Below are 21,192 nucleotides of genomic sequence, written 5' to 3' on the forward strand. Positions count from 1 at the left end.
CGCAGGCCCACTCCGGCGCTTAAGGGATCAGCGGACCGCGTGCCGCTCGGTGGCGACGACCTGGCCGTCGCGGTGGTGGACCACGACCATCTCCCCCGGCTCGAGGCGGGGGTCCTCCAGGCCGAGCACGTCGAAGATCGCCGGCAGCACGGGTCGGTGGCTGCACAGCACCGTGCGACGGCCGCGGTCGACGAGCTCCTGCACCCGCTCGGCGACCCCGAGGCTGGTGGCGCCCTCCTCCGAGAGGCCGTCGTCGGTGGCGATCCGCCGGCCGGTGGCGTCGGCGTACGGCACGAGGGTGGTGACGCAGCGCGTGCTGCTGGAGCTGACCAGCCTCCGGACGTCGTACGCCGCGAGGAGGGGCACGAGCCGGTCGGCCTGGTGCTCGCCCAGCTTCAACAGGGGGCGGAACCGGTCGTCGGCCCGCCAGCGCGACCGCGCCCGTGCCCGGCCGTGGCGCAGCACGATCAGGGTGGTGGTCCGCTTGCGACGCTCGAGGGCCTGCTCGAGCGTCGCGCGGTCACGGGAGTAGCTGAGGCGCGTCGCCGCCTCCTCGAGCGGGACCCAGGCGACCTGGTCGATCTCCCGGTTGGGCACGTACGCCGACACGTCGTCGCCGTCGAGCGGCCGGGCCATCCAGTAGTGCACGACCTTGGAGCGACCGCCCTGCACGACGTAGAGCTGGTCGTCGAGCGGCCGTCCGAGCCGGACGGCGAGGCCGGTCTCCTCCGCGACCTCGCGCACCGCGGCGACGGCGGCGTGCTCGCCGCGGTCGAGCTTGCCCTTGGGGAAGGACCAGTCGTCGTACTTGGGACGGTGGACGAGCAGCACCTCGAGGACGCCCTCGCGGCGGCGCAGCACGATCGCACCCGCCGCCACGACGGGGGCGACGGGGACCGGACGGCTGGAAGACACGGCGCTAGTCTCACATCACCGCAGCCGCTGCATGAGGGAGACCGCACCGTGACCGTCCGGCACGTCCTGATCGGGCGCACCCGTCGTGGCCTGCTGGTCCGGGGCGTGGCCCTTGCCGCGGCCCTCGCCCTCGTCCTCGCGTACGCCGCCTGGCCGCGCTCCACCGCGCTCTCCCGCGCCACGGAGCTGCTGCCGACGGCGACCGAGCGCGTGCTGTGGACGGACTGGGCCGGCATCCGCGAGGCCGGCGACTGCCGCGCCTGGCCGGCCTGCGAGGGCGACCTCTCCGACGAGGACCTGGACTCCTCCTCCGTGCTCATCACCTCGGCCGACGCTCTCCAGCAGCACTTCCGGTGGGGCCCGCAGAGCATCGGCTGGGAGCTCCTCGGCCAGGCCACCTCCGGGCAGGTGCTGGTCATCGGCGGCCTGTCGGACGACCGGATCGACGCGATCGCCCGTGCCTACCAGGAGGCCGGGTTCACGCCGCCGAAGGACCACCGCACCGACGGCGGGGTCTGGGAGGGCGGCGCGGACCTGCTCAGCACCCTCGACATCCAGGAGCCGCTCTTCTCCGACGTCGCCTTCCTCCCGGACCGCGGTGTGCTGCTCAGCTCGGACAGCCCGGCCTACCTCGCCGACGCGGTGAAGACCGCCCGCGACGGCGACGGCCTCGACTTCGCGCTGGTACGCCGCCTCGGCGCACCCCTCGCCGCCGTCGGCCTGGCCGGCGACCGCGCCTGCGCCGAGCTCTCCTTCGCCACCGCGGACAGCGACGCCCAGGCCCAGGCGACGCAGCTGGTCGCCGACGCCGGGGGTGTGACCCCGCTGGCCGGCTACGCCGTCGGTCTCGGTGCCCGACGCGCCTGGACGGCCGCGTTCGCCTTCGAGAACGGTGACCTGGCCCAGCACGACCTGCTCCCCCGCCGACGCCTGGCCGTGGCCGACGACCCGGGCCAGATGGTGAGCTACCCCGACCTGTTCACCGTCGACGACGCCGAGCGCGACGGCAGCGAGGTCGAGCTGTCGGGCCGCGCCCGCCCGTCGGCGTACGCGCTGTCGCAGGTGACCCAGGGCCCGGTGCTGCTGGCTTCCTGCTGACCCGGCGTCAGCGCTTGCGGCGCTGCGCAGCGATCAGCTCGGCCTGCAGGTCGACGGTGCCGCCGTTGTGCTTCCAGGTGCCGTCGGCCGCGAGCTCCCAGGCAGAGGTGTCCTCCGCGAACGCGAGGTCCAGCAGCGAACGGACCTTCTCCACCTGCGCCTCCCCGGGCAGGCGCACCAGCGCCTCGACGCGGCGGTCGAGGTTGCGGTGCATCATGTCGGCCGACCCGATCCAGGCGACCGGCTCGCCGCCGTTCTCGAAGCAGAAGACGCGGGAGTGCTCGAGGAAGCGACCGAGCACGGAGCGGACCTGGATCGTCTCGGAGAGGCCGTGGACGCCGGGACGGAGCGCGCAGATGCCGCGCACCAGGAGCTGCACCGGCACGCCGGCCTGCGAGGCGAGGTAGAGCGCGTCGATGACGCCTTCGTCGACGACGGAGTTCGCCTTCAGCCGTACGCCGGCCGGCCGCCCCGCCTGGTGGTGGGCGATCTCGCCGTGGATCTGCTCGACCAGGCCGTCGCGCACCGAGTCGGGGGCGACCAGGAGCTCGGCGTACCGGGCGTTGCGGGAGAAGCCGCTGAGGTTGTTGAAGAGGTGGGCGACGTCCTCGCCGATCGCGTCGTCGGCCGTGAGCAGGCCGAAGTCCTCGTAGAGGCGCGCGGTCTTCGGGTTGTAGTTGCCCGTGCCGATGTGGGTGTAGCGCCGGATGCCGTCGGGCTCGTCCCGCACGACCATCGCCAGCTTGCAGTGGGTCTTCAGGCCGACCAGGCCGTAGACCACGTGGACTCCGGCGTGCTCGAGCTTGCGGGCCCACCGGATGTTGTTGGACTCGTCGAAGCGGGCCTTGATCTCGACCAGCGCCATGACCTGCTTGCCGGCCTCGGCGGCGTCGATGAGGGCGTCGACGATGGGGCTGTCGCCGGAGGTGCGGTAGAGCGTCTGCTTGATCGCGAGGACGTGCGGGTCGGCGGCCGCCTGCTCGATGAAGCGTTGCACCGACGTCGAGAACGAGTCGTACGGGTGGTGCAGGAGGACGTCTCCGCGGCGCATGGCCTTGAAGACGTCGACCGCACCGGCGCTCTCCACGGGCGCCAGCTGGCGGTTGGTGGAGGGCACGAACGCCTCGAACTTGAGGTCGTCGCGGTCGAGGTCGGCGATGTCGTGGAGGCCCCGCAGGTCAAGCGGACCGGGGAGGTGGAAGACCTCCTGCTCGCTGATGCCGAGCTCGGAGACGAGCAGGTCGAGCACCTCCGGGTCCATGGACTCCTCGACCTCGAGCCGCACGGGCGGACCGAACTTGCGGCGGAGCAGCTCCTTCTCGAGTGCGGCCAGCAGGTTCTCGGCGTCGTCCTCCTCGACCTCCAGGTCCTCGTTGCGCGTGACCCGGAAGGTGTGGACCTTGAGCACCTCCATGCCCGGGAAGAGCTTCTTGAGGTGCTCGCCGATGACGTCCTCCAGCGGCACGAAGCGCTGGTTGCCGAGGGAGACGAAGCGGTCGAAGATCGGCGGCACCTTGACCCGCGCGAAGTGCTCCTTGCCGGTCTTCGGGTGGCGCACCACCACGGCGAGGTTGAGCGACAGTCCCGAGATGTACGGGAACGGGTGCGCCGGGTCGACCGCGAGCGGGGTCAGCACCGGGAAGATGCGGGCCTTGAAGAGCTTCTTGCAGTACTTCTGCTCGTCCTCGTCGAGGTCGGCCCAGCGGACCAGCTCGATGCCCTCCTCCAGGAGGGCGGGGACGACCTGCGTCTGGAAGACGGCCGCGTGGCGGTCCATCAGCTCGCGGGTGCCGGACCAGATCGTCTCGAGGACCTCCTTGGGCAGGTGGCCGCTCGCCGAGCGCACCGCCACGCCCGCGGCGATCCGCCGCTTGAGGCCCGCCACGCGGACCATGAAGAACTCGTCGAGGTTGCTGGCGAAGATCGCCAGGAAGCGGGCCCGCTCCAGCAGGGGCAGGTGGGTGTCCTCGGCCAGCTCGAGCACGCGCTGGTTGAAGCGCAGCCAGGACTGCTCACGGTCGAGGAAGCGGTCGGGGAACGCCTCGAGTGCCGAGACGGCCTCCTCGTCCGGGACGTACGGAGGCTCCACGTCGAAGGTCCCCAGGGCGCCGGCCGGGCGCTCCGCGAGCGGCCCCTCGTCGATCGAGCCGCCGGTGTGCGAGGGAAGGGCTTCGGAAGTCACGGCACGAGTGTTTCACCTCACGGTGAACGGCAGATGACGCGACGCACCCGCTACCGTCGGCGCCGTGCGTATCGACCTCCCCGTGCCCCTGAAGTCCGCCGCGATCCGCGGCCTGCTCGCCCTGCCACGTCCCGCGCTGCGGGCCTTCGCCGGCAAGCCGGTCGTGATCGACGGCAACACCCTCGACCTCGAGGCCCAGGCGGTGCTCCGCATGCTCGCCCTGACCCGCGAGCCCGAGTTCGGCATGGGCCCGATCGACGAGGCCCGCGCCAACACCATCGCCAACAGCCGGGCCGTGGGCGGCGCCCAGCCCATCGGCTCGGTGCGCGACCTCGAGGTCGCGGGAGTCCCGGCCCGGCTCTACGTCCCGCGCGCCGGCTCCGAGGCACTGCTGGTCTACATCCACGGTGGCGGCTGGATCGTCGGCGACATCGACTCGCACGACTCCACCTGCCGTGTCCTGGCGGAGAAGGCCGGGGTCCGGGTCCTCTCGCTCGACTACCGGCTTGCGCCGGAGCATCCGTTCCCGGCCGCCTACGAGGACTGCATGGCGGCGTACCGCTGGGTCGCGGCGCATGCCGCAGACCTCGGCGCGGACCCGGCCCGGCTCGCGGTCGGCGGCGACTCGGCCGGCGGCAACCTGTCGGCAGCGGTGGCGCTGCAGGCCGCCGAGGAGGGCCTGCCCCTCGCCTTCCAGCTGCTGATCTACCCGGCGACCGACCCCAGGGCCGGCACCGAGAGCCACCGGCTCTTCCGCGAGGGCTTCTTCCTCACGGGCAACCTCATGGACCGCGCGACCGCGAGCTACGCCCCCACCCCGGAGAAGCTGGCCGACCCCCGCTACGCGGTCATCGACGCCGAGGTGCCGGCTGGACTGGCACCCGCGTACGTCTGTACCGCGGGCTTCGACCCGCTGCGCGACGAGGGTGAGGCGTACGCCGAGAAGCTGATGGCCGCCGGCGTCGAGGTCGAGTACGAGTGCTTCACCGGCCAGATCCACGGCTTCGCCAACTGGACCGGCGCCGGCCGCTCGGGCCCCGCCGCCGTCGCGCGCCTCGCGGAGGTCCTGAAGGCCGGCCTCGCCCGCTGACCAGACGACGAACGCCCCGCCGGTCCGGAGACCAGGCGGGGCGTTCGTCGTTGCACGTCCGGGCCCTCAGACAGGCAGGACCAGCTTCAGCACGCCGTAGGACGCGGCGGCCGCGAGGGCCGCGCACGGGAAGGTCAGTACCCACGCCATGACGATCGTGCCGGCCATGTTCCACTGGACCGCACGACGACCCCGGGTGGCACCGGCACCCATGACCGCCGAGGTGATCGTGTGGGTGGTCGAGACGGGCGCCTTGAAGTGGATCGCCATCACGTAGAGGACGCTGGTCGCGACCGACTCGGCGGCGAAGCCCGAGGGCGGGTCCAGCTTGATGATCTTGCGACCGATGGTCCGCATGATCCGCCAGCCGCCGGAGTAGGTGCCGAGGCTGATCGCGCCGGCCGCGCCGAGGATGACCCAGAGCGGCAGGTGGTCGATGTCGTACCTGCCCGAGTCGTAGGTGACCAGGGCGATGAGGATGACGCCCATCGTCTTCTGCGCGTCCTGGAGGCCGTGGCCGAGCGCGAGCGCCGCGGCGGAGAAGACCTGGAGGAAGCGGAAGCGGCGGTTGATCACGTGCGGGTTGCGCTTCCGCAGGATCCAGGTGAAGGCCAGCATGAGCAGGAACGCGAGCGTGAAGCCGACCACCGGGGAGACGACCATCGGGACGATGACCTTCTCCTTGATGATCGACCAGTTGACCGTCGCACCGCCGACGAGGCCGGCGCCCACCAGGGCGCCGATCAGGGCGTGCGAGGAGGACGAGGGCAGACCGAAGTACCAGGTGATCAGGTTCCACGTGATGGCGCCGATGAGCGCCCCGAGGACGATCACCAGGCCGTGCGTGCCGCTGATCTCGCCGATCGTGTCGGCGACGGTGTGGGCCACCTCGGTGCCGATGAGGGCACCGATGAAGTTCATGACGGCCGCGAGGATGAGCGCGACCTTCGGCGTCAGGGCGCGCGTCGACACCGAGGTGGCGATCGCGTTGGCTGCGTCGTGGAAACCGTTCGTGTAGTCGAACGCGAGGGCGATCACCACGAGGGTGATCAGGACGGCGAGCTCCACGAGGTCAGGACTCCTTGACGGCGATCTGCTCGACGATGTTGGCCACCGTCTCGAAGCCGTCGATGCCGCTCTCGAGCGACTCGATGATGTCCTTGAGCTTGAGCACCTCGAGCGCCTTGAAGTCGCCGCTGAAGAGCTCGGCGAGGGTACGCCGGAAGGTCTTGTCGCCGGTGTTCTCGAGGCGGTTGACCTCGATCCAGTACTCCGACATGTCCTTCATGGACTGGAGCTTCGGCATCGCGGCAGCGGTCACCTCGGCGCACTGCTGCAGCACCTCGACGAGCTTGGAGACACCGGCGGGGATCTCCTTGACCTCGTAGAGCAGGATCTCGTCGACTGCCTCGTCCATGAAGTCCATGACGTCGTCGAGGCCCGAGGCGAGGGCGTAGATGTCCTCGCGGTCGAAGGGCGTCACGAAGGTGCTGTTGACGCGCCGCACGATCTCGTGGGTCGTCTCGTCCGCCTGGTGCTCGGCCTCGCGCATGCGCTGGGCCACCGCCTCGCGGTCGGCTCCGTCGGCGAGCATCTCGGCGAGCAGGCCGGCGCCCACCACGAGGTGCTGCGCGGACGCAGTGAAGAGGTCGTAGAACGTCGTGTCGACAGGACGGATGCGGAAGGCCACGGTGAACTCCGGGTGAGGAGGAGCGGAACGCGAAACATGCTAGGGGCAACGGCGGCGTGTTGCGCAACGCGCGGGGTCACCGCACGGGGTGGAATCCCCGCAACCGGAGGCTGTTCGTGACGACGAACACGGACGACAGGGCCATCGCGGCCCCCGCGAGCATCGGGCTCAGCAGGCCCGCAGCGGCGAGCGGGATTCCTGCGACGTTGTAGGCGAAGGCCCAGAACAGGTTCGCCTTGATCGTGCGCAGCGTGCGTCGCGAGAGCCGGATCGCGTCGACCGCGGTCATCAGGTCGGTGCGCACGAGGGTCAGGTCTCCCGCCTCGATCGCCACGTCGGAGCCGCTGCCCATCGCGATGCCGAGGTCGGCCTGCGCGAGAGCGGCCGCGTCGTTGACGCCGTCGCCGACCATCGCGACCACCCGGCCGCCGGCCTGGAGACGGCGTACCTCGGCGAGCTTGTCGGCAGGCAGCACCTCCGCGATCACGGTGGTGATGCCGACGCGCCCGGCGACGGCGCGCGCGCTCCCGGCGTTGTCGCCGGTCAGGAGCACGACCTCCAGCCCGAGGTCGCGGAACCGCCGGACCGCCTCGGCCGAGGAGGGCCGGACCCCATCGGCCACCCCGAGCACCCCGCGCGCCCGGCCACCCCAGGCCACGACGACCGTCGCCTCACCGCGGGAGGCAGCGGCGTCGACCGCGCCGGCGAGACCGTCACCGAGGTCGATGCCGCGTTCCTCGAGCAGCTGTCGGCGGCCGACCAGCACCGGCTCCCCGTCCACCCGCGCCTCGGCCCCGAGGCCCGGCAGCGCCCGGAAGTCCGGGGCAGGACCGACGCCGGCCACCGCCGCCACGACGGCCTGTGCGACCGGGTGCTCGGAACCGGCCTCGACAGCGGCGGCCCGCCGCAGCACGTCGGCCGCGTCCTCACCCTCGGCGGTGACCGTCGAGGCGAGGACCATCCGGCCCTCCGTCACCGTGCCGGTCTTGTCGAGCACGACCGTGTCGACGCGGCGCGTGGACTCGAGGACCTCGGGCCCCCGGATCAGGATGCCGAGCTGGGCACCACGGCCCGTGCCGACCATCAAGGCCGTCGGCGTCGCGAGGCCGAGCGCACAGGGGCAGGCGATGACCAGAACGCTGACGGCCGCGTTGAGGGCCAGACCGGCTGCGGCACCGCTGCCCAGCCAGAAGCCGAGGGTGCCGATCGCGACCACGATGACGACCGGTACGAAGACGGCGGAGACCCGGTCGGCGAGGCGCTGGACCGCGGCCTTGCCGTTCTGGGCCTCCTCCACGAGCTGGGCCATGCGGGCCAGCTGGGTGTCGGCGCCGACGCGCGTCGCCCGCACCACCAGACGGCCCTGGGCGTTGACCGACGCCCCGACCACCTCGTCGCCGGGGCCGACCTCGACCGGCACGGGCTCACCCGTGAGGAGCGAGACGTCCACGGCGGAGAGACCGTCCTCGACGACACCGTCGGTCGCTACCCGCTCGCCGGGGCGCACGACGAAGAGGTCGCCGACGGCCAGCTCCTCGACCGGCACCCGGCGCTCGACACCGTCACGCAGGACGGCGACGTCGCGCGCGCCGAGCTCGAGCAGACGACGCAGCGCGTCACCCGCGTGCCGCTTGGCCCGCGACTCGAGCCACCGCCCCGCGAGGAGGAAGGTCGTGACACCGGTCGCCGCCTCGAGGTAGATGTCCCCCGCACCGCCGGTGCGACGCGGCACGAGGGAGAACTCGTGCACCATGCCGAGGTGGCCTGCCGTGCCGAGGAAGAGGGCGAAGACCGACCAGCCGAACGCCGCGAGCGTGCCCAGGCTGACGAGCGTGTCCATGGTCGAGGTCCCGTGGCGCGCGTTGACGAACGCCGCCCGGTGGAACGGCCAGCCCGCCCACAGCACCACCGGCGTCGCGAGCACGAACGAGACCCACTGCCAGCCCGCGAACTGCCACGCGGGCACCATGGCCAGCAGGACGACCGGAAGGCTCAGCCCCGCCGAGAGCAGCACCCGCAGGCCGGGCGAGACCGCCGGCGCGGCCGCCGGCGCGCTCGCGTCTGCCACGGCGTACCCGGCTGCCTCGACGGCGTCGACCAGCTGCTGCCGCGTCACCTCGGGCGCGATCGCGATGGAGGCCTTCTCCGTCGCGTAGTTGACCGTGGCCGTGACCCCGTCGAGCTTGTTCAGCTTGCGCTCGATGCGGTTGGCGCAGGACGCGCAGGTCATGCCCTCGATCTGGAGCTCGATCCGGTCAGTGGTGGTCATGGCCTTCCCCATCACCCATGTCCATGCCGCCCATGTCCATGTCGTGCCCGCCCATGCCGGCGCCGTCGATGCGCTGGACGAACGTGGCGTCGTGGACCGTGCCGTCGACCTGGAAGTCGAGGTGCAGCACCCAGAGGCCCGAGCTACCCGCCTCGACGTGGAAGCCGACCGTGTTCGCCTTCGCCGCCATCGCGTGCGCATGCAGGTAGTCGAGCGACTCCGTGCGGATGCCGACGAGGTGACCGCCGGCACCCAGGTAGGGCTGCAGCGTCACCGGAGCGCCACCCTTCGTGACGGTGAAGGTGTACGCCGTCCCGTCGGCCCGCAGCGCGACGTCGTACCCGTCGACGGTCGCGGTGTCGTTGACCGCCATCGCGCGCGTCGCGCGGCGGTCGCCGTCGACGGTGAAGTCGGCGGTCAGCACCTGGGCGTCCGCGCCGGTGGGTCGCGTGTCGGCGTACAACCGGAACTCGCCCCCGACCAGGTCGGTCGCGACGCTCCAGACACCGTCGGAGAACGCGGGGTGGAGGTGCGCGTAGATGCGCGGGTCGGCCTTCTCCGCCACGATCAGGTGCAGCTTCTTCTCGTGGACCGTGTCGTAGTCGGTGACCACCGTGCCTGCCGGGTCGAGGACCTCGAAGCGAAGCTCCTGCTTCCCGGACCCGGCAGCGGGCAGGTCCGTGTCGCCCACGAGCTTCACGGTGTAGGGAGCGGTCGGGCCGCCACCGTCCTTCGGAGCGCCGTCCTTCTTGTTGCCGGCGACCTGTCCCAGACCGAAGGCGAGCACGAAGGCACCCACGGCGACGAGGATGAAGACCACGCGGTTGCGCATCAGCTGGGTCATGCGAGCTGGTACCCCGCCTCGGTGACGGCCGCCTCGACGGCCTCGCGCGACAGCTCGCCGTCGCTGGTGACGGTGACCGCGCCGGTGGGCAGGTCGACGCGCACGTCGGTGACACCGGCGACCTCCTGCAGCTCCTCGGTGACCGAGGCGACGCAGTGGCCACAGGTCATGCCGGTGACGGTCCAGGTGCTGGTGGTGCTCATGGGAGTCCTTTCGGGTGGTCAGGAACGGAGGAGGCGGGCGATGGCGGCGGAGGCTTCCCTGACCTTCTCCTCCGCCTCGGCGTCGCCCGCACGGGCTGCACGCACGACACAGTGGCCGAGGTGGTCCTCGACGAGGCCCATCGAGACGGCCTGCAGGCCCTTCGTGACGGCGGAGACCTGCGTCAGGATGTCGATGCAGTACTGCTCCTCCTCCACCATGCGCTGGAGGCCGCGCACCTGGCCCTCGATACGGCGCAGCCGCGTGAGGTAGGCGTTCTTGTCACCGATGTAGCCGTGGCCGGCATGCGTGTCGTGCATACCGGCCACAATACCCCTAGGGGGTATATCTGTTCCCGCTGGCTACGCGAGATCCTCCTCGGGCGCCGGTACGACGCCGAGGATCTCGTCGATCTCCTCCTGGTCGAGCGGGCCAGCCGCCTCGCTCGCCGCGATGATCAGGTTCGTCGTCATCTCGACCTCCCCGAGGAGGTCAGGGTCCTCGAGTGACACGTCGAACTGGTCGGACATCTCCGCCTCCCTCCGGTTGTTCCCTCACACCCATCGTGCCGGACGTTTACCCACGCCGCACGGAAAGTCCCGCTTTGGGATCCACGGAGTGGACCCCGGAGAACGGGAGGAGCCCCGGACCCCAGCAGCTGCTGGTGTCCGGGGCTCCGGTTGTCAGAGACAGGTGCGTCTCGGACGGTGCGCCTCAGAGGGGGCGAACGTTCTCCGCCTGCGGGCCCTTCGGACCCTGCGTGACGTCGAACTCGACCTTCTGGTTCTCGTCCAGCGACTTGTAGCCGTTGGTCTGGATGGCGGAGTAGTGGACGAAGACGTCGTCGCCGCCGTCCTCCTGCGCGATGAAGCCGAAGCCCTTCTCAGCGTTGAACCACTTGACGGTGCCCTGAGCCATTGCTCTTCTCATTTCTGTTGCCGGGGCGAGAGGCCGCCAAGGTCGACGGCCCCACAACACGTGCGGTGACACGTCGCTCCGACTCGAAATGCTGGGACCCCGAGGAAGATACGCCGTTGGATCACAAACTCCGCGGGCGTCACACCTGCTGGAACTTGCACCTGTTGCGTTGGCAACACTAGCAACGAACACCCCCGATGGAACCCCCGCCTGCAATGAACTCTGGGGAACAGGCGTGTAACACCCTCACCGAACCGGTCGCACCGGCCGAAGCAGACAGGGGCGGCCGTAGACTCCCGACCCGTGCCGGGCGCGCTCCGAGCACGGGCCCTTAGCTCAATTGGCAGAGCATCGGACTTTTAATCCGCGGGTTGTGGGTTCGAGTCCCACAGGGCCTACCGACTCCGTTCGCGTTCCGTCGTGCGGCGCCGCGGCCGACGGCCACCGCGCCGCACGACCCCTGCTCAGCAGCAGGGAACGCCGCCACAGCAGTCGCTGTCGTCGCCGGCCCTGGCGCAGCACGCGGCCTCGATCTCGGTCATCACATCCTCCTCCCCATATCGATCTCCGTCGATGTTTGACCATCGGCCATTCATCGACTCTTGTCAATATCTATGTCCATCGATATCTTCGGGCCGTGCCCACGAACGCGCTCGACCTCACACCGACGCAGGCGGCGACCTGTTGCTCGCCCCTGACCTCGACGCCACTGACGAGCGAGCAGGCGGCGGACGTCGTCCCGCTGCTCAAGGCCTTGGCCGACCCGGTCAGGCTGCGCCTGCTGTCGCTGGTGGCCGCACACGAGGGCGGCGAGGCCTGCGTGTGCGACCTCAACGACGCGTTCGACCTCTCCCAGCCGACGATCAGCCACCACCTCAAGGTCCTGCACGAGGCCGGGCTGCTCGGCCGCGAGAAGCGCGGCACGTGGGTCTACTACTCCGTACGCCGCGACGTGCTGCAGGACATCGCCACCCTGATCGGCGGCGCACGGTGAGCCCCTCGCCCTTCACCCGGCGGTGCGTGGCCGAGCTCGTCGGCACAGCCTTCCTCGTCGGCAGCGTCATCGGATCCGGGATCATGGCCACCGCCCTGAGCCGCGACGTCGGCGTCCAGCTGCTCGCCAACAGCCTGGCCACCGGAGCGGCCCTCGTCGCCCTCATCCTCACGCTCCAGCCCGTCTCCGCGGCGTTCAACCCGGTGGTGACCCTCGCCGAGGCGGCGCTGGGCGGGCTGCCGTGGCGCGAGGCCGGCCTCCTCGGTGTCGCCCAGGTCGTCGGCGGCTCCCTCGGCGCAGTGGTCGCCAACCTCATGTTCGGGCTCGACGCCGTCGCCCTGTCGAGCCACAGCCGGAGTGGCGGCGGCGTGTGGTTGGGCGAGGTCGTCGCGACCTTCGGCCTGGTCCTCGTCGTGTTCGGGGGCATCCGCTCGGGACGCACCGACACCCTCGCCTTCGCGGTCTCCGGCTACATCGTCGCCGCCTACTGGTTCACCTCGTCCACGTCGTTCGCCAATCCCGCGGTCACCGTCGCCCGGATGTTCTCCGACACCTTCTCCGGGATCGCCCCCGGCTCCGTGCCCGGGTTCGTGCTCATGCAGCTGCTGGGAGGCGCGCTCGGGCTCGCCGTGGTACGCGTGCTCTGGCCGAGGCTCTCCCCACTCACCCCTCAGGAGTCCTGATGACCCGGCCCACCGTCCTCTTCGTCTGCGTGCACAACGCTGGCCGGTCGCAGATGGCCGCCGGCTTCCTGCAGCACCTCGCGGGCGACCGGATCGATGTGCTCTCGGCCGGCTCCGCCCCGAAGGACGAGATCAACCCTGTCGCCGTCCAGGCCATGGCCGAGGCGGGCATCGACATCACCCACAACACGCCGAAGGTGCTGACCGACGAGGCCGTGGAGGCTTCCGACGTCGTCATCACCATGGGCTGCGGCGACGCGTGCAGGTTCTACCCGGGGAAGCGCTACGAGGACTGGCAGCTCGACGACCCTGCCGGGCAGGACATCGAGGCCGTCCGGCCGATCCGCGACGAGATCCGCACCCGGATCGAGGCCCTCGTCAGCGACCTGCTCGAGACGCCCCAGGCCTGAGCGCCAATTGTCGGGCGGTACTGCGTAACGCCAGCCGGACGCTGTAGTTTCGGCATGTATGAGGCCGACCACACCGCCCGGCGAGGGCACGCCGCGCGACGGCGGGGAGGTCGCACCTGAGTTTCGGGAGGACGAGGACGCCATGTCCGCGGAGAGCACTGAGCCCACGCACGACGTGGAGGAGTCGCCTGACGACATCGTCCTGAGGATGGCCCAGCAGGCCGTCGAGACCGGGGAGAACGCTGCACCGAAGATGCCGGTCAGCCCTCGGGCCGCGCTGTGGCGGCGCGTCCGCGGCGTGACGGGCACCGACGAGGAGGAGCCCGAGCCGGACGCGGAGGAGCCCTGGCTCCCCGCGGAGCTCCCGGCGGCACCGCTCCACCTGGACGACACCGCCGACGACGCGCCGCTCGGCGACGACCGCATCCTCGGCCAGGCGCGCTCCGTCCTCGACAACCCCGAGGAGGGCCCGACCGCGGGCGAGCGCCCCTCCTGGCTGGACCGCCTCACCCAGCACGACAAGGGCACGGAGAAGCGCCCGACGGCGCCGACCCCGGAGCCCGCTGCGCCCGCGCCGACCGAGGCCCGCGCTGACACGGCGGACGCGCCCGAGACCGGCGCCGGCCGGCGCACGCGGCGCACCCAGCGCCGTCCGGCGGACACTCCCGCGGTGGCCGGCTCCGCCCCTTCACCGCCGACCGACGACGTCGACACGATGCGCAAGGCCGCTGTCGCCCGCGCCACCCAGGGACTCGCTGCCGCCGCCGAGCGCGCCGCTGCCGAGCAGGAAGCCGCGGCCCTGGCCGCCGCCGAGAAGGCGAACCGCGAGCGCGCGGCGGCCGAGCGCGCTGCCGAGGCCGAGCGGGTCGCCGCCGAGCGACTTGCCCAGGAGCAGCGTGCCCTCGAGAGCGCCGCGGCCGCCGAGCGCGCAGCCGCCGAGCGCGCAGCCCGCGTGGAGGCCGCGGCTGCCGAGCGGCTGGCCGCCGAGCGCGCCGCCGCCGAGCGCGCTGCCCACGCTGAGGAGGAGGCCGCCGCTCGGGCAGCCGCCGAGCGCCGGGCAGCGGAGAAGGCAGCAGCAGCAGAGAAGACGGCGACCGAGCGGGCACTGGCCGAACAGGCCGCACACGAGCAGGCCCAGATCGCCGAGCAGGCGGCCGCCGAGCGCGCCGCGCTCGAGCTGTCGGCCCAGCACCAGGCCCGTGCCGCGGAGAAGGCGGCGGCCAAGCGTGTCGCCGCAGAGAAGGCAGCCGCCAAGCAGGCCGCCATCGAGAAGAAGGCCGCCGAGGAACGCGCGGCCGCCGAGCACGCCGCAGCCGCCCATGCCGCCGAGGCGCAGCGCGTCGCCTCGCAGCGCGTCGAGGCCGAGCGTCGGGCCGCCGAGCAGGCGGCCGAGGCCCAGCGCCTCGCCGAGGCCCGCATCGAGGCCGAGCGGATCGCCCAGGTGCAGGCCGCAGAGGCCGAGCGCCTGGCCACGGAGCGCCTCGCGGAGGAGAAGGCCGCCCGCCAGCGCGCGAGCGAGGCCGCACACTTCGCGAACCTCCGCCTCGAGGCCGAGCGCCGGGCCGCCGAGGAGGCCGCTCTCGCCGAGGAGGCCGCACAGGCCAGGCGCCTGGCCGAGGACCAGGCCCGCACCGAGCTCCAGCAGCGCATCGCCGCCGAGAACGCCCGGCTCGCCGAGGTCCAGCAGAACGAGCTGGCTCGCGCCGAGCACGCCCGGGCCCTCGCCGCCAACGAGGCCGCCCAGGCCGAGGCCCTGCGCCTCGCCGCCGAACAGGCCGAGGCCGAGCGGATCGCCGCCGAGCAGCGGGCTGCCGCCGAGCAGGCTGCCGCCGCGCTCGCGGCGGAGGCCCAGCAGCTGGCCGCGCAGCGCGTCGAGGCGGAGCGTCGCGCCGCCGAGCAGGCCGCCGAGGCAGAGCGCCTGGCCCAGGCCCGGATCGAGTCGGAACGGGCGGCTGCCGAACAGGCCCAGGAAGCCGCCCGCCTCGCCGCCGCCCGTGTCGAGGCCGAGCGCGCCGCCCAGGCGCAGGCGGACGAGGCTGCCCGCACGGCCCAGGCCCGCATCAGCCTCGAGCGTGAGGCCCAGGCGCGCGCCGCCGAGGTCGAGCGACTGGCCGCCGAGCGGCTCGCCGAGGTCGAGCGGCTTGCCGCCGAGCGACTGGCCGAGGAGAAGGCCGCCCGCCAGCGCGCGAGCGAGGCCGCACATTTCGCGACCGTGCGACTGGAGGCCGAGCGCCGCGCGGCCGAGGAGGCCGCGCTCGCCGAGGAGGCCGCCCAGACGCTGCGGGCGACCCAGGAGCAGGCCCGCGCCGAGTTCGAGGCGCGCATGGCCGCAGCCCAGAGCGAGGCGGAGATCCTGGCCGCCGATCGCGCAGAGGCCGAACGCCGTGAGGCTGCGCGTGTGGCCGCCCAGGAGGCAGCACAGGCCGATGCCGAGCGCCTGGCCGCCGCCGAGGCATCGCGAGTCGAGGCCGAGCGCCTCGCAGCGGAGCGGGCCGAGGCGCAGCGCCGCGCCGCCGAGCAGGCCGAGACCGAGCGCGTCGCTGCCGAGCAGGCCGAGACCGAGCGCGTCGCTGCCGAGCAGGCCGAGACCGAGCGCCTCGCCGCCGAGCAGGCCGAGACCGAGCGCCTCGCCGCCGAGCAGGCTGCGGCCGAGCGGGCCGAAGCCGTGCGCGTCGCGGCCGCGGAGGCCCAGCGCGCCGCCGAGGCAGAGCGCGCCGCAGAGGCACGACGGGCGGCGGAGGCCGAGGAGGCCGTCCGCTTCGACGCCGCACAGGCCGAGGCGCCTGCCGAGCGCACGGGGTCGCGCGCGCTGCCGATCCCGCCCGACACCGGCGCGGTCTCGGCGTCCCCTGCTGCTGCGCGCCACCGTGACGACGGCACGGGCGAGCTCCCAGCGGTGCCGGCGGCGTTCGCACCGCCCGCGGCTCCGGCTGCGTTCGCTGCCCCGGTCGTGCCCGCACCGCTCGCCGCACCCGTCCACCTCGCCGAGTCCGCCGTCGAATCCCTCGTCGAGTCGACCAGCTCCTTCCCGGCGGTGTCCGCGGCAGCGACTGCGCCTGCGGTGGAGACGACCGGGGCGATCGAGCGGATCCATGCCCCGGGCGGCGCCGTCGACTTCGGACGCCGCGGACCGTCGCCCCTGGTCAACGGGCTGCTGCAGGCCACCCTCTTCGCTCTCGCGATCGCGGCTGTCTACCTGGCCTACCAGGACCCGTCGAAGGTCACGGTCGGCGTCGCTGCGGCCCTGTGCGTCGCGCTGCTCTTCTTCGCGTTCCGCTCCGGCGGTGGCCAGTCCCACGTGCGCATCGAGGACGGCATCCTCGAGGTGGTCGAGGACCAGTCGCGCTACAAGTTCGACCTGACCAACCCGCGCGTGGTGCTCGAGATGCCCGAGCCGCCGACCAGCCGCAAGTGGAAGCTGCTCATCCACCGCGCGAGCATGGCGCCGTACGAGATCGACGGTCGACTGGTCGACCCCCAGCAGTTCACCGACGTGATCCGCCAGTTCCGTCCCGACCTCTGACGGACCCGACGACGGACGGCGCGCGACCGGACGACGCGAAGGGCCGCGGACACCTCACGGTGTCCGCGGCCCTTCGTCGCAGTGGAGGTACGCCGTCAGCCCGCCGCCGACTCGTGCGTGCCGCGCTTGCCGGAGTCGGTCAGGGCCGACTCCTGCTCGGCCTTCGCCTCGAGCTTCGCGCGGACCTTGTTCCAGTCGGCCGGTGCCGACGCGACCGCAGCTGTACCGCCGTCGAGCCGGTTGATCGCGCGGCGGGCGAAGATCTGGGTCTCGGTGATCACCCGCTCGGAGCGACCGTGGCCGAGGAAGCTGACCAGCCAGTGGCCGAGCGCGTAGACGCGGTTGCGGTAGCCGGTCATGTAGGCCAGGTGGACGGCCAGCCACATGAACCAGGCGATGATGCCGCTCAGGGTGAAGTTGCCCATCTTCACGACCGCGCTGAAGCGCGAGATCGTGGCCATCGAGCCCTTGTCGAAGTACTTGAACGGCTTGAGCTGCGGCTTGCCGGCCAGACGTCCCTTGATCGTCTTGGCGGCGTACTTGCCGCCCTGGATCGCGACCTGGGCGACGCCCGGGAGGTTGTCGAGGGCGATCATGTCGCCGACGACGAAGACCTCGGGGTAGCCGGGCAGCGTGAGGTCGGGGTTGACCGCGATGCGGCCCGCACGGTCGAGGGAGGCGCCGGTCTGCTCGGAGAGCGTGGTGCTGAGCTCGCTGGCCTGGACGCCGGCCGCCCAGACCTTGCAGCCGGACTCGATGCGCATCGGCTCGGCGTCCTTGAACTGGACGGTGAGGCCGCGCTCGTCGAGGTCCGAGACGAGGCCGCCGAGGATGACCTCGACGCCGCGCTTCTCGAGCGACTTCTTGGTGACCTCGCCGAGCTTCTTGCCGAACGGCGGCAGGACCTGCGGGGCGGCGTCGAGCAGGATGACGCGCGCCTTGGTCGTGTCGATGCGGCGGAAGTCCTTGCGCAGGGTGCGGTGCGCGAGCTCGGCGATCTGGCCGGCCATCTCGACACCGGTCGGGCCGGCGCCGACGACGACGAAGGTCATCCGGCGCTCGCGCTCCTCCTCGGTCTCGGCGAGCTCCGCCAGCTCGAACGCGCCGAAGATGCGGCCGCGGAGCTCGAGGGCGTCGTCGATCGACTTCATGCCGGGGGCGAACTCGGCGAAGTGGTCGTTGCCGAAGTACGACTGGCCGGCGCCGGCAGCGACGATCAGGGAGTCGTACGACGTGACCGTCTCGCGGCGCTGGATCTTCGAGGTGATCGTCTTGTTGGCCAGGTCGATGTCGGTGACCTCGCCCAGGACGACGCGGGCGTTCTTCTGGCCGGACAGCACGTCGCGCGTCGCCGGCGCGATCTCGCCGGGCGCGAGGATGCCGGTCGCCACCTGGTACAGCAGCGGCTGGAAGAGGTGGTGGTTGGTCTTCGCGATCATGGTCACGTCGACGTCGGAGCGCTTGAGGCCCTTCGTCGCGAACAGACCACCGAAGCCGGAGCCGATGACCACGACGTGGTGGCGCTTGGCAGTGTCAGTCATGTACTGGCCTTTCCTGGGCAGACCCTCCCGCGGACGCCCTCCCCGCGGGCGCGCCCCTAGCCTGCCACCTTGCACGGGGGTCGCGTCCAGCGGCCCACCCCTTTGCCGTCCAGCGTCCGAGATGTCGGTTGTGCAAGCATGGTGTTCGCCCCAGTGTGAGCGACATTACGCAAACCATCGCAGACGGAGACGCGCGCGTGCCCCTCAGCCAGCCAGCCATCCACCTGGACCCCGGTCCCGGGTGCGTGAAGCAGGCGCGCCTCTGGGTCGGTGACGCCTTGCGCGAGCTCGGCCGCGAGGAGCTGGTGGAGACTGCCGAGCTCGGTGTCTCCGAGCTCGTCGGCAACGCCCTCCTGCACGCCCGCGCACCGATCCGCCTGCGGATGCGCGGCACGCAGGAGCACCCGCGCGTGGAGGTGCTCGACGGTTCGCACCAGCCGCCCACGCCGCCGGTGCGGCTCCCCGACGGCGAACATCTCACGACCGTGGGGCGAGGGCTCGAGATCGTCGCGATGACCGCGACCGCGTGGGGAGCCGACATCGACCGGCAGGGAAAGGTCGTGTGGTTCGAGCCGGCTCCCTCGATGGCCGAGGAGCCGACGGTGGCGGGCGACATCTTCCATGCCGAGCCGCCCCTGCCACCCGACACCGATGTCGACGAGGGCCTGTCCGTGGTGCTCCAGGACCTTCCCGTCGACCTGTACGCCGAGACCTACGTGCAGCACCAGGAGCTGCGTCGGGAGCTCCGTCTGCTGTCGCTCGCGCACGGCGAGACCTACCCGATCGCCTCGAGCATCTCCCGGGTCTTCCGGAGCTTCGACGAGCAGCTCCACCGCTCGGGTGGCACGGAGGCCCTCGATGCCGCGCTCGAGGGCGAGGTCGTGACCAAGACCATCGACGCCACGCTGGTCGTGCCGTCCACGCTCCCGCACACGGCGAGCAGAATGATCGACATGCTCGAGCTGGCCGACACCTTCTGCCGTTCCGAGCGCCTGCTCTCCCTGGCCACCTCCCCCGACCAGCGCGCCTTCCGCCGCTGGTACCTCGGTGAGTTCGTCCGCCAGGGCGACGGCGAGGCGCCGATGCCGTGGTCTGACGAGCTCCTCGGCCTCGACGGCGACGGGCACACCGCGTGAGGCAGCCTCCCCGGCCGCTCTTCGTCGTGGCGGCCGCGCTCGGCGGTGCTGCGGGAGCACTCGCACGCTGGGGTGTCGACCAGGCCTGGCCGGCCGGCACCGGCTTCCCGTGGGGCACCCTGACGATCAACATCACCGGCAGCTTCCTGCTGGCGCTGCTGCCGGCGTTCGCCACCGTCCGCCGCCATCCGGTGCTGCCCGTCCTCCTCGGCACCGGCGTGCTCGGCGGCTGGACCACCCTGTCGACGTATGCCAACCAGAGCCGGTCGCTGATCGCGGAGGGACACGGCGGGACGGCGTTGACCTACGTGGCGACGACGCTGGTGGCCTGCGTGCTCGCCGTGCGGCTGGCCCACGTGTGGTCCTCCCCCGCGGCGCAGGAGGAGTTCGAGGCCGAGGAGGGCAACGAGTAGATGGACGCCCTCCTCGTCGTCGCCGGTGCGTCAGCCGGCGCGCCGCTGCGCTACACCGCAGGCCACTACCTCGACGACCGCCTTCCCCTGGGGACGCTGCTGGTCAACGTCGTCGGCGCCTTCCTCCTCGGCCTCTTCACGGGGCTCGCGCTCGACGGGCACCAGATGGCCCTCCTCGGCACCGGCTTCTGCGGGGCGCTGACGACATACTCCGCGCTCGCCGTGAAGTCGGTCGAGCTCGGGCGTCGCACCGGCACGGCGTACGCCGTGGGCACCGTGCTGCTGGCGCTGGGCGCAGCACAGCTGGGCTTCCTCGTCGCCTGACCCGCCCCTAGCCCCAGCCCAGGTCGTGGAGCCGGCTGTCGTCGATGCCGAAGTGGTGCGCGATCTCGTGCACCACGGTGATCCGGACCTCGTCGGCGACCTCCTCCGCGGAGTCGCACATCGCGAGGAGGTTGGACCGGAACAGGAGGATCCGGTCCGGCAGCTCGAAGCCGTCCTGCACGCTGCGCTCGGTCAGCGCGATGCCGTCGTACAGGCCGAGGAGGTCGGGGTCGTCGGACGGCGCCCGATCCTCGACCAGCACCGCGACGTTGTGCACGAGCGCCGCCAGCGCGTCCGGGATGGCGTCGAGCGCCTCGTCCACGAGTGCATCGAAGGCCTGGTTGCTCATCTCGACCGGCACACGGTCATCCAACCAGACCGGCACGGCCGGAAATGACACCAGCCCGGATCTCGTGAGAGATCCGGGCTGGTGTTATCGGCGACCCCGACGGGACTCGAACCCGCGGCCTCCGCCGTGACAGGGCGGCGCGCTAACCAACTGCGCTACGGGGCCAGTGCTTCGTGGTGAAGCGAGTGGAACCTTAGCCCATCTGCTGCCAAGACTCACAATCGAGGGTCCTGCTGGCTGATGGACCCGTGGTGCCGGAGCCGCTCAGCCACCGAGCCGCACTTCCTGCGACTCGCTCCTCCTCGCACCCCCTACCGGATTCGAACCGGCGCTACCGCCGTGAAAGGGCGGGGTCCTGGGCCGCTAGACGAAGGGGGCCCGCCCAGGCGCCAGGCGCTCGAGCCCGCTCAGCATAGGGCCAGCGAGGAACCACCCCCAAATGGCCGTTTTCATGCCTGGGGCCCTCCTGCTGTATGGTTCTCGACGGCCCGGCCAGGTAGCTCAGTTGGTACGAGCGACCGACTGAAAATCGGTAGGTCGGCGGTTCGACCCCGCCCCTGGCCACCAGCACAGCCGCAGGTCCCCGGACCTGCGGCTGTCGCCATTTCTGAG

General features: G+C 71.8%; 21 protein-coding genes and 4 tRNA genes. 11 read left to right on the top strand and 14 right to left on the bottom strand.

The genetic code is table 11. The annotated features are described in order from the left end of the window. Nucleotides 1–27: 27 nt before the first annotated feature. A complete protein-coding gene (locus Q5722_RS05755) occupies nt 28–915 on the bottom strand; it encodes an NUDIX hydrolase (protein WP_305027255.1) in 888 nt (295 codons plus the stop codon). A gap of 48 nt (nt 916–963) precedes the next feature. Here Q5722_RS05755 and Q5722_RS05760 point away from each other — a divergent pair, with 48 nt between their 5' ends. Next, the gene (locus Q5722_RS05760) at nt 964–2,013 is read left to right on the top strand and encodes a hypothetical protein (RefSeq protein WP_305027256.1); all 1,050 of its coding nucleotides are present in this window, start codon (nt 964–966) and stop codon (nt 2,011–2,013) included. Nucleotides 2,014–2,020: 7 nt separating this feature from the next. Here Q5722_RS05760 and Q5722_RS05765 read toward each other — a convergent pair whose 3' ends face one another. Then, complete coding sequence (locus tag Q5722_RS05765; RefSeq protein WP_305028338.1) at nt 2,021–4,102, bottom strand: RNA degradosome polyphosphate kinase; 2,082 nt, start codon at nt 4,100–4,102, stop codon at nt 2,021–2,023. A 157-nt stretch (nt 4,103–4,259) separates the two neighbouring features. Between Q5722_RS05765 and Q5722_RS05770 the strand changes: the two genes are divergently transcribed. Further along, entirely contained in the window at nt 4,260–5,285 is a 1,026-nt protein-coding gene (locus Q5722_RS05770; protein ID WP_305027257.1) for an alpha/beta hydrolase, read from the top strand. Nucleotides 5,286–5,351: 66 nt separating this feature from the next. Here the strand turns inward: Q5722_RS05770 and Q5722_RS05775 are convergent, their stop codons facing one another. The 8 genes from Q5722_RS05775 to Q5722_RS05810 all read right to left on the bottom strand — a co-directional run bounded on the left by Q5722_RS05775 (nt 5,352) and on the right by Q5722_RS05810 (nt 11,207). Next, nucleotides 5,352–6,353, bottom strand: a complete 1,002-nt coding sequence (locus Q5722_RS05775) for an inorganic phosphate transporter (protein WP_305027258.1) — start codon at nt 6,351–6,353, stop codon at nt 5,352–5,354. Between the two features lie 4 nt (nt 6,354–6,357). Continuing rightward, on the bottom strand, nt 6,358–6,975 hold the full coding sequence (locus tag Q5722_RS05780) for a DUF47 domain-containing protein (protein ID WP_305027259.1): 618 nt from the start codon (nt 6,973–6,975) through the stop codon (nt 6,358–6,360). A 76-nt stretch (nt 6,976–7,051) separates the two neighbouring features. After that, nucleotides 7,052–9,244 carry a heavy metal translocating P-type ATPase gene (locus Q5722_RS05785; RefSeq protein WP_305027260.1) on the bottom strand — a complete coding sequence of 731 codons (2,193 nt, stop codon included), beginning with the start codon at nt 9,242–9,244 and terminating at the stop codon, nt 7,052–7,054. Further along, the gene (locus tag Q5722_RS05790; protein WP_305027261.1) at nt 9,231–10,088 is read right to left on the bottom strand and encodes a DUF8832 domain-containing protein; all 858 of its coding nucleotides are present in this window, start codon (nt 10,086–10,088) and stop codon (nt 9,231–9,233) included. The genes Q5722_RS05785 and Q5722_RS05790 overlap by 14 nt, the downstream gene beginning before the upstream one ends. Next, a complete protein-coding gene (locus Q5722_RS05795) occupies nt 10,085–10,291 on the bottom strand; it encodes a heavy-metal-associated domain-containing protein (protein ID WP_305027262.1) in 207 nt (68 codons plus the stop codon). Before Q5722_RS05795 ends, Q5722_RS05790 begins: the two co-directional genes overlap by 4 nt. An 18-nt stretch (nt 10,292–10,309) precedes the next feature. Further along, nucleotides 10,310–10,609 (bottom strand): metal-sensitive transcriptional regulator, encoded by a 300-nt coding sequence (locus tag Q5722_RS05800; protein ID WP_305027263.1) that lies wholly within the window; start codon nt 10,607–10,609, stop codon nt 10,310–10,312. A 42-nt stretch (nt 10,610–10,651) separates the two neighbouring features. Further along, complete coding sequence (locus tag Q5722_RS05805; protein WP_305027264.1) at nt 10,652–10,819, bottom strand: hypothetical protein; 168 nt, start codon at nt 10,817–10,819, stop codon at nt 10,652–10,654. A gap of 184 nt (nt 10,820–11,003) precedes the next feature. After that, a complete protein-coding gene (locus Q5722_RS05810) occupies nt 11,004–11,207 on the bottom strand; it encodes a cold-shock protein (RefSeq protein ID WP_045548871.1) in 204 nt (67 codons plus the stop codon). Between the two features lie 325 nt (nt 11,208–11,532). Between Q5722_RS05810 and Q5722_RS05815 the strand changes: the two genes are divergently transcribed. The 5 genes from Q5722_RS05815 to Q5722_RS05835 all read left to right on the top strand — a co-directional run bounded on the left by Q5722_RS05815 (nt 11,533) and on the right by Q5722_RS05835 (nt 16,817). Then, nucleotides 11,533–11,605, top strand: a tRNA-Lys gene (locus tag Q5722_RS05815). Nucleotides 11,606–11,844: 239 nt separating this feature from the next. After that, nucleotides 11,845–12,201: an ArsR/SmtB family transcription factor gene (locus Q5722_RS05820; protein WP_305027265.1), complete on the top strand. Its 357-nt coding sequence runs from the start codon at nt 11,845–11,847 to the stop codon at nt 12,199–12,201. Beyond that, nucleotides 12,198–12,884, top strand: a complete 687-nt coding sequence (locus tag Q5722_RS05825; RefSeq protein WP_305027266.1) for an aquaporin — start codon at nt 12,198–12,200, stop codon at nt 12,882–12,884. Before Q5722_RS05820 ends, Q5722_RS05825 begins: the two co-directional genes overlap by 4 nt. Next, complete coding sequence (locus Q5722_RS05830) at nt 12,884–13,294, top strand: arsenate reductase ArsC (RefSeq protein WP_305027267.1); 411 nt, start codon at nt 12,884–12,886, stop codon at nt 13,292–13,294. Before Q5722_RS05825 ends, Q5722_RS05830 begins: the two co-directional genes overlap by 1 nt. Nucleotides 13,295–13,436: 142 nt before the next feature. After that, complete coding sequence (locus Q5722_RS05835) at nt 13,437–16,817, top strand: coiled-coil domain-containing protein (protein WP_305027268.1); 3,381 nt, start codon at nt 13,437–13,439, stop codon at nt 16,815–16,817. A gap of 95 nt (nt 16,818–16,912) precedes the next feature. Here Q5722_RS05835 and Q5722_RS05840 read toward each other — a convergent pair whose 3' ends face one another. Further along, the gene (locus tag Q5722_RS05840) at nt 16,913–18,358 is read right to left on the bottom strand and encodes an NAD(P)/FAD-dependent oxidoreductase (RefSeq protein ID WP_305027269.1); all 1,446 of its coding nucleotides are present in this window, start codon (nt 18,356–18,358) and stop codon (nt 16,913–16,915) included. 197 nt (nt 18,359–18,555) lie between these two features. Between Q5722_RS05840 and Q5722_RS05845 the strand changes: the two genes are divergently transcribed. Genes Q5722_RS05845 through Q5722_RS05855 form a run of 3 tightly spaced genes read left to right on the top strand, consistent with a single transcriptional unit; the run spans nt 18,556 to nt 20,231 of the window. Further along, nucleotides 18,556–19,494: an ATP-binding protein gene (locus tag Q5722_RS05845; RefSeq protein WP_305027270.1), complete on the top strand. Its 939-nt coding sequence runs from the start codon at nt 18,556–18,558 to the stop codon at nt 19,492–19,494. Beyond that, complete coding sequence (locus Q5722_RS05850; RefSeq protein ID WP_305027271.1) at nt 19,491–19,907, top strand: fluoride efflux transporter FluC; 417 nt, start codon at nt 19,491–19,493, stop codon at nt 19,905–19,907. Before Q5722_RS05845 ends, Q5722_RS05850 begins: the two co-directional genes overlap by 4 nt. Next, nucleotides 19,908–20,231: a fluoride efflux transporter FluC gene (locus Q5722_RS05855; RefSeq protein WP_305027272.1), complete on the top strand. Its 324-nt coding sequence runs from the start codon at nt 19,908–19,910 to the stop codon at nt 20,229–20,231. Between the two features lie 7 nt (nt 20,232–20,238). Here the strand turns inward: Q5722_RS05855 and Q5722_RS05860 are convergent, their stop codons facing one another. The 3 genes from Q5722_RS05860 to Q5722_RS05870 all read right to left on the bottom strand — a co-directional run bounded on the left by Q5722_RS05860 (nt 20,239) and on the right by Q5722_RS05870 (nt 20,958). After that, nucleotides 20,239–20,592 carry a metallopeptidase family protein gene (locus Q5722_RS05860; RefSeq protein ID WP_305027273.1) on the bottom strand — a complete coding sequence of 118 codons (354 nt, stop codon included), beginning with the start codon at nt 20,590–20,592 and terminating at the stop codon, nt 20,239–20,241. A gap of 79 nt (nt 20,593–20,671) precedes the next feature. Beyond that, nucleotides 20,672–20,745, bottom strand: a tRNA-Asp gene (locus Q5722_RS05865). Between the two features lie 140 nt (nt 20,746–20,885). Continuing rightward, nucleotides 20,886–20,958 (bottom strand) — tRNA-Glu (locus Q5722_RS05870). 112 nt (nt 20,959–21,070) lie between these two features. On the opposite strand from Q5722_RS05870, the gene Q5722_RS05875 reads away from it, so the two are divergent. Further along, nucleotides 21,071–21,147, top strand: a tRNA-Phe gene (locus tag Q5722_RS05875). Nucleotides 21,148–21,192 lie beyond the last annotated feature (45 nt).

The sequence above is a fragment of the Nocardioides jiangxiensis genome (assembly GCF_030580915.1).
Classification (GTDB): Bacteria; Actinomycetota; Actinomycetes; order Propionibacteriales; family Nocardioidaceae; genus Nocardioides; species Nocardioides jiangxiensis.

Coding starts and splice junctions, on each gene's coding strand:
- Q5722_RS05855 (WP_305027272.1), top strand. CDS start 19,908: ATGGACGCCCTCCTCGTCGTCGCCGGTGCGTCAGCCGGCGCGCCGCTG.
- Q5722_RS05790 (WP_305027261.1), bottom strand. CDS start 10,088: ATGACCCAGCTGATGCGCAACCGCGTGGTCTTCATCCTCGTCGCCGTG.
- Q5722_RS05800 (WP_305027263.1), bottom strand. CDS start 10,609: ATGCACGACACGCATGCCGGCCACGGCTACATCGGTGACAAGAACGCC.
- Q5722_RS05810 (WP_045548871.1), bottom strand. CDS start 11,207: ATGGCTCAGGGCACCGTCAAGTGGTTCAACGCTGAGAAGGGCTTCGGC.
- Q5722_RS05785 (WP_305027260.1), bottom strand. CDS start 9,244: ATGACCACCACTGACCGGATCGAGCTCCAGATCGAGGGCATGACCTGC.
- Q5722_RS05805 (WP_305027264.1), bottom strand. CDS start 10,819: ATGTCCGACCAGTTCGACGTGTCACTCGAGGACCCTGACCTCCTCGGG.
- Q5722_RS05830 (WP_305027267.1), top strand. CDS start 12,884: ATGACCCGGCCCACCGTCCTCTTCGTCTGCGTGCACAACGCTGGCCGG.
- Q5722_RS05795 (WP_305027262.1), bottom strand. CDS start 10,291: ATGAGCACCACCAGCACCTGGACCGTCACCGGCATGACCTGTGGCCAC.
- Q5722_RS05840 (WP_305027269.1), bottom strand. CDS start 18,358: ATGACTGACACTGCCAAGCGCCACCACGTCGTGGTCATCGGCTCCGGC.
- Q5722_RS05835 (WP_305027268.1), top strand. CDS start 13,437: ATGTCCGCGGAGAGCACTGAGCCCACGCACGACGTGGAGGAGTCGCCT.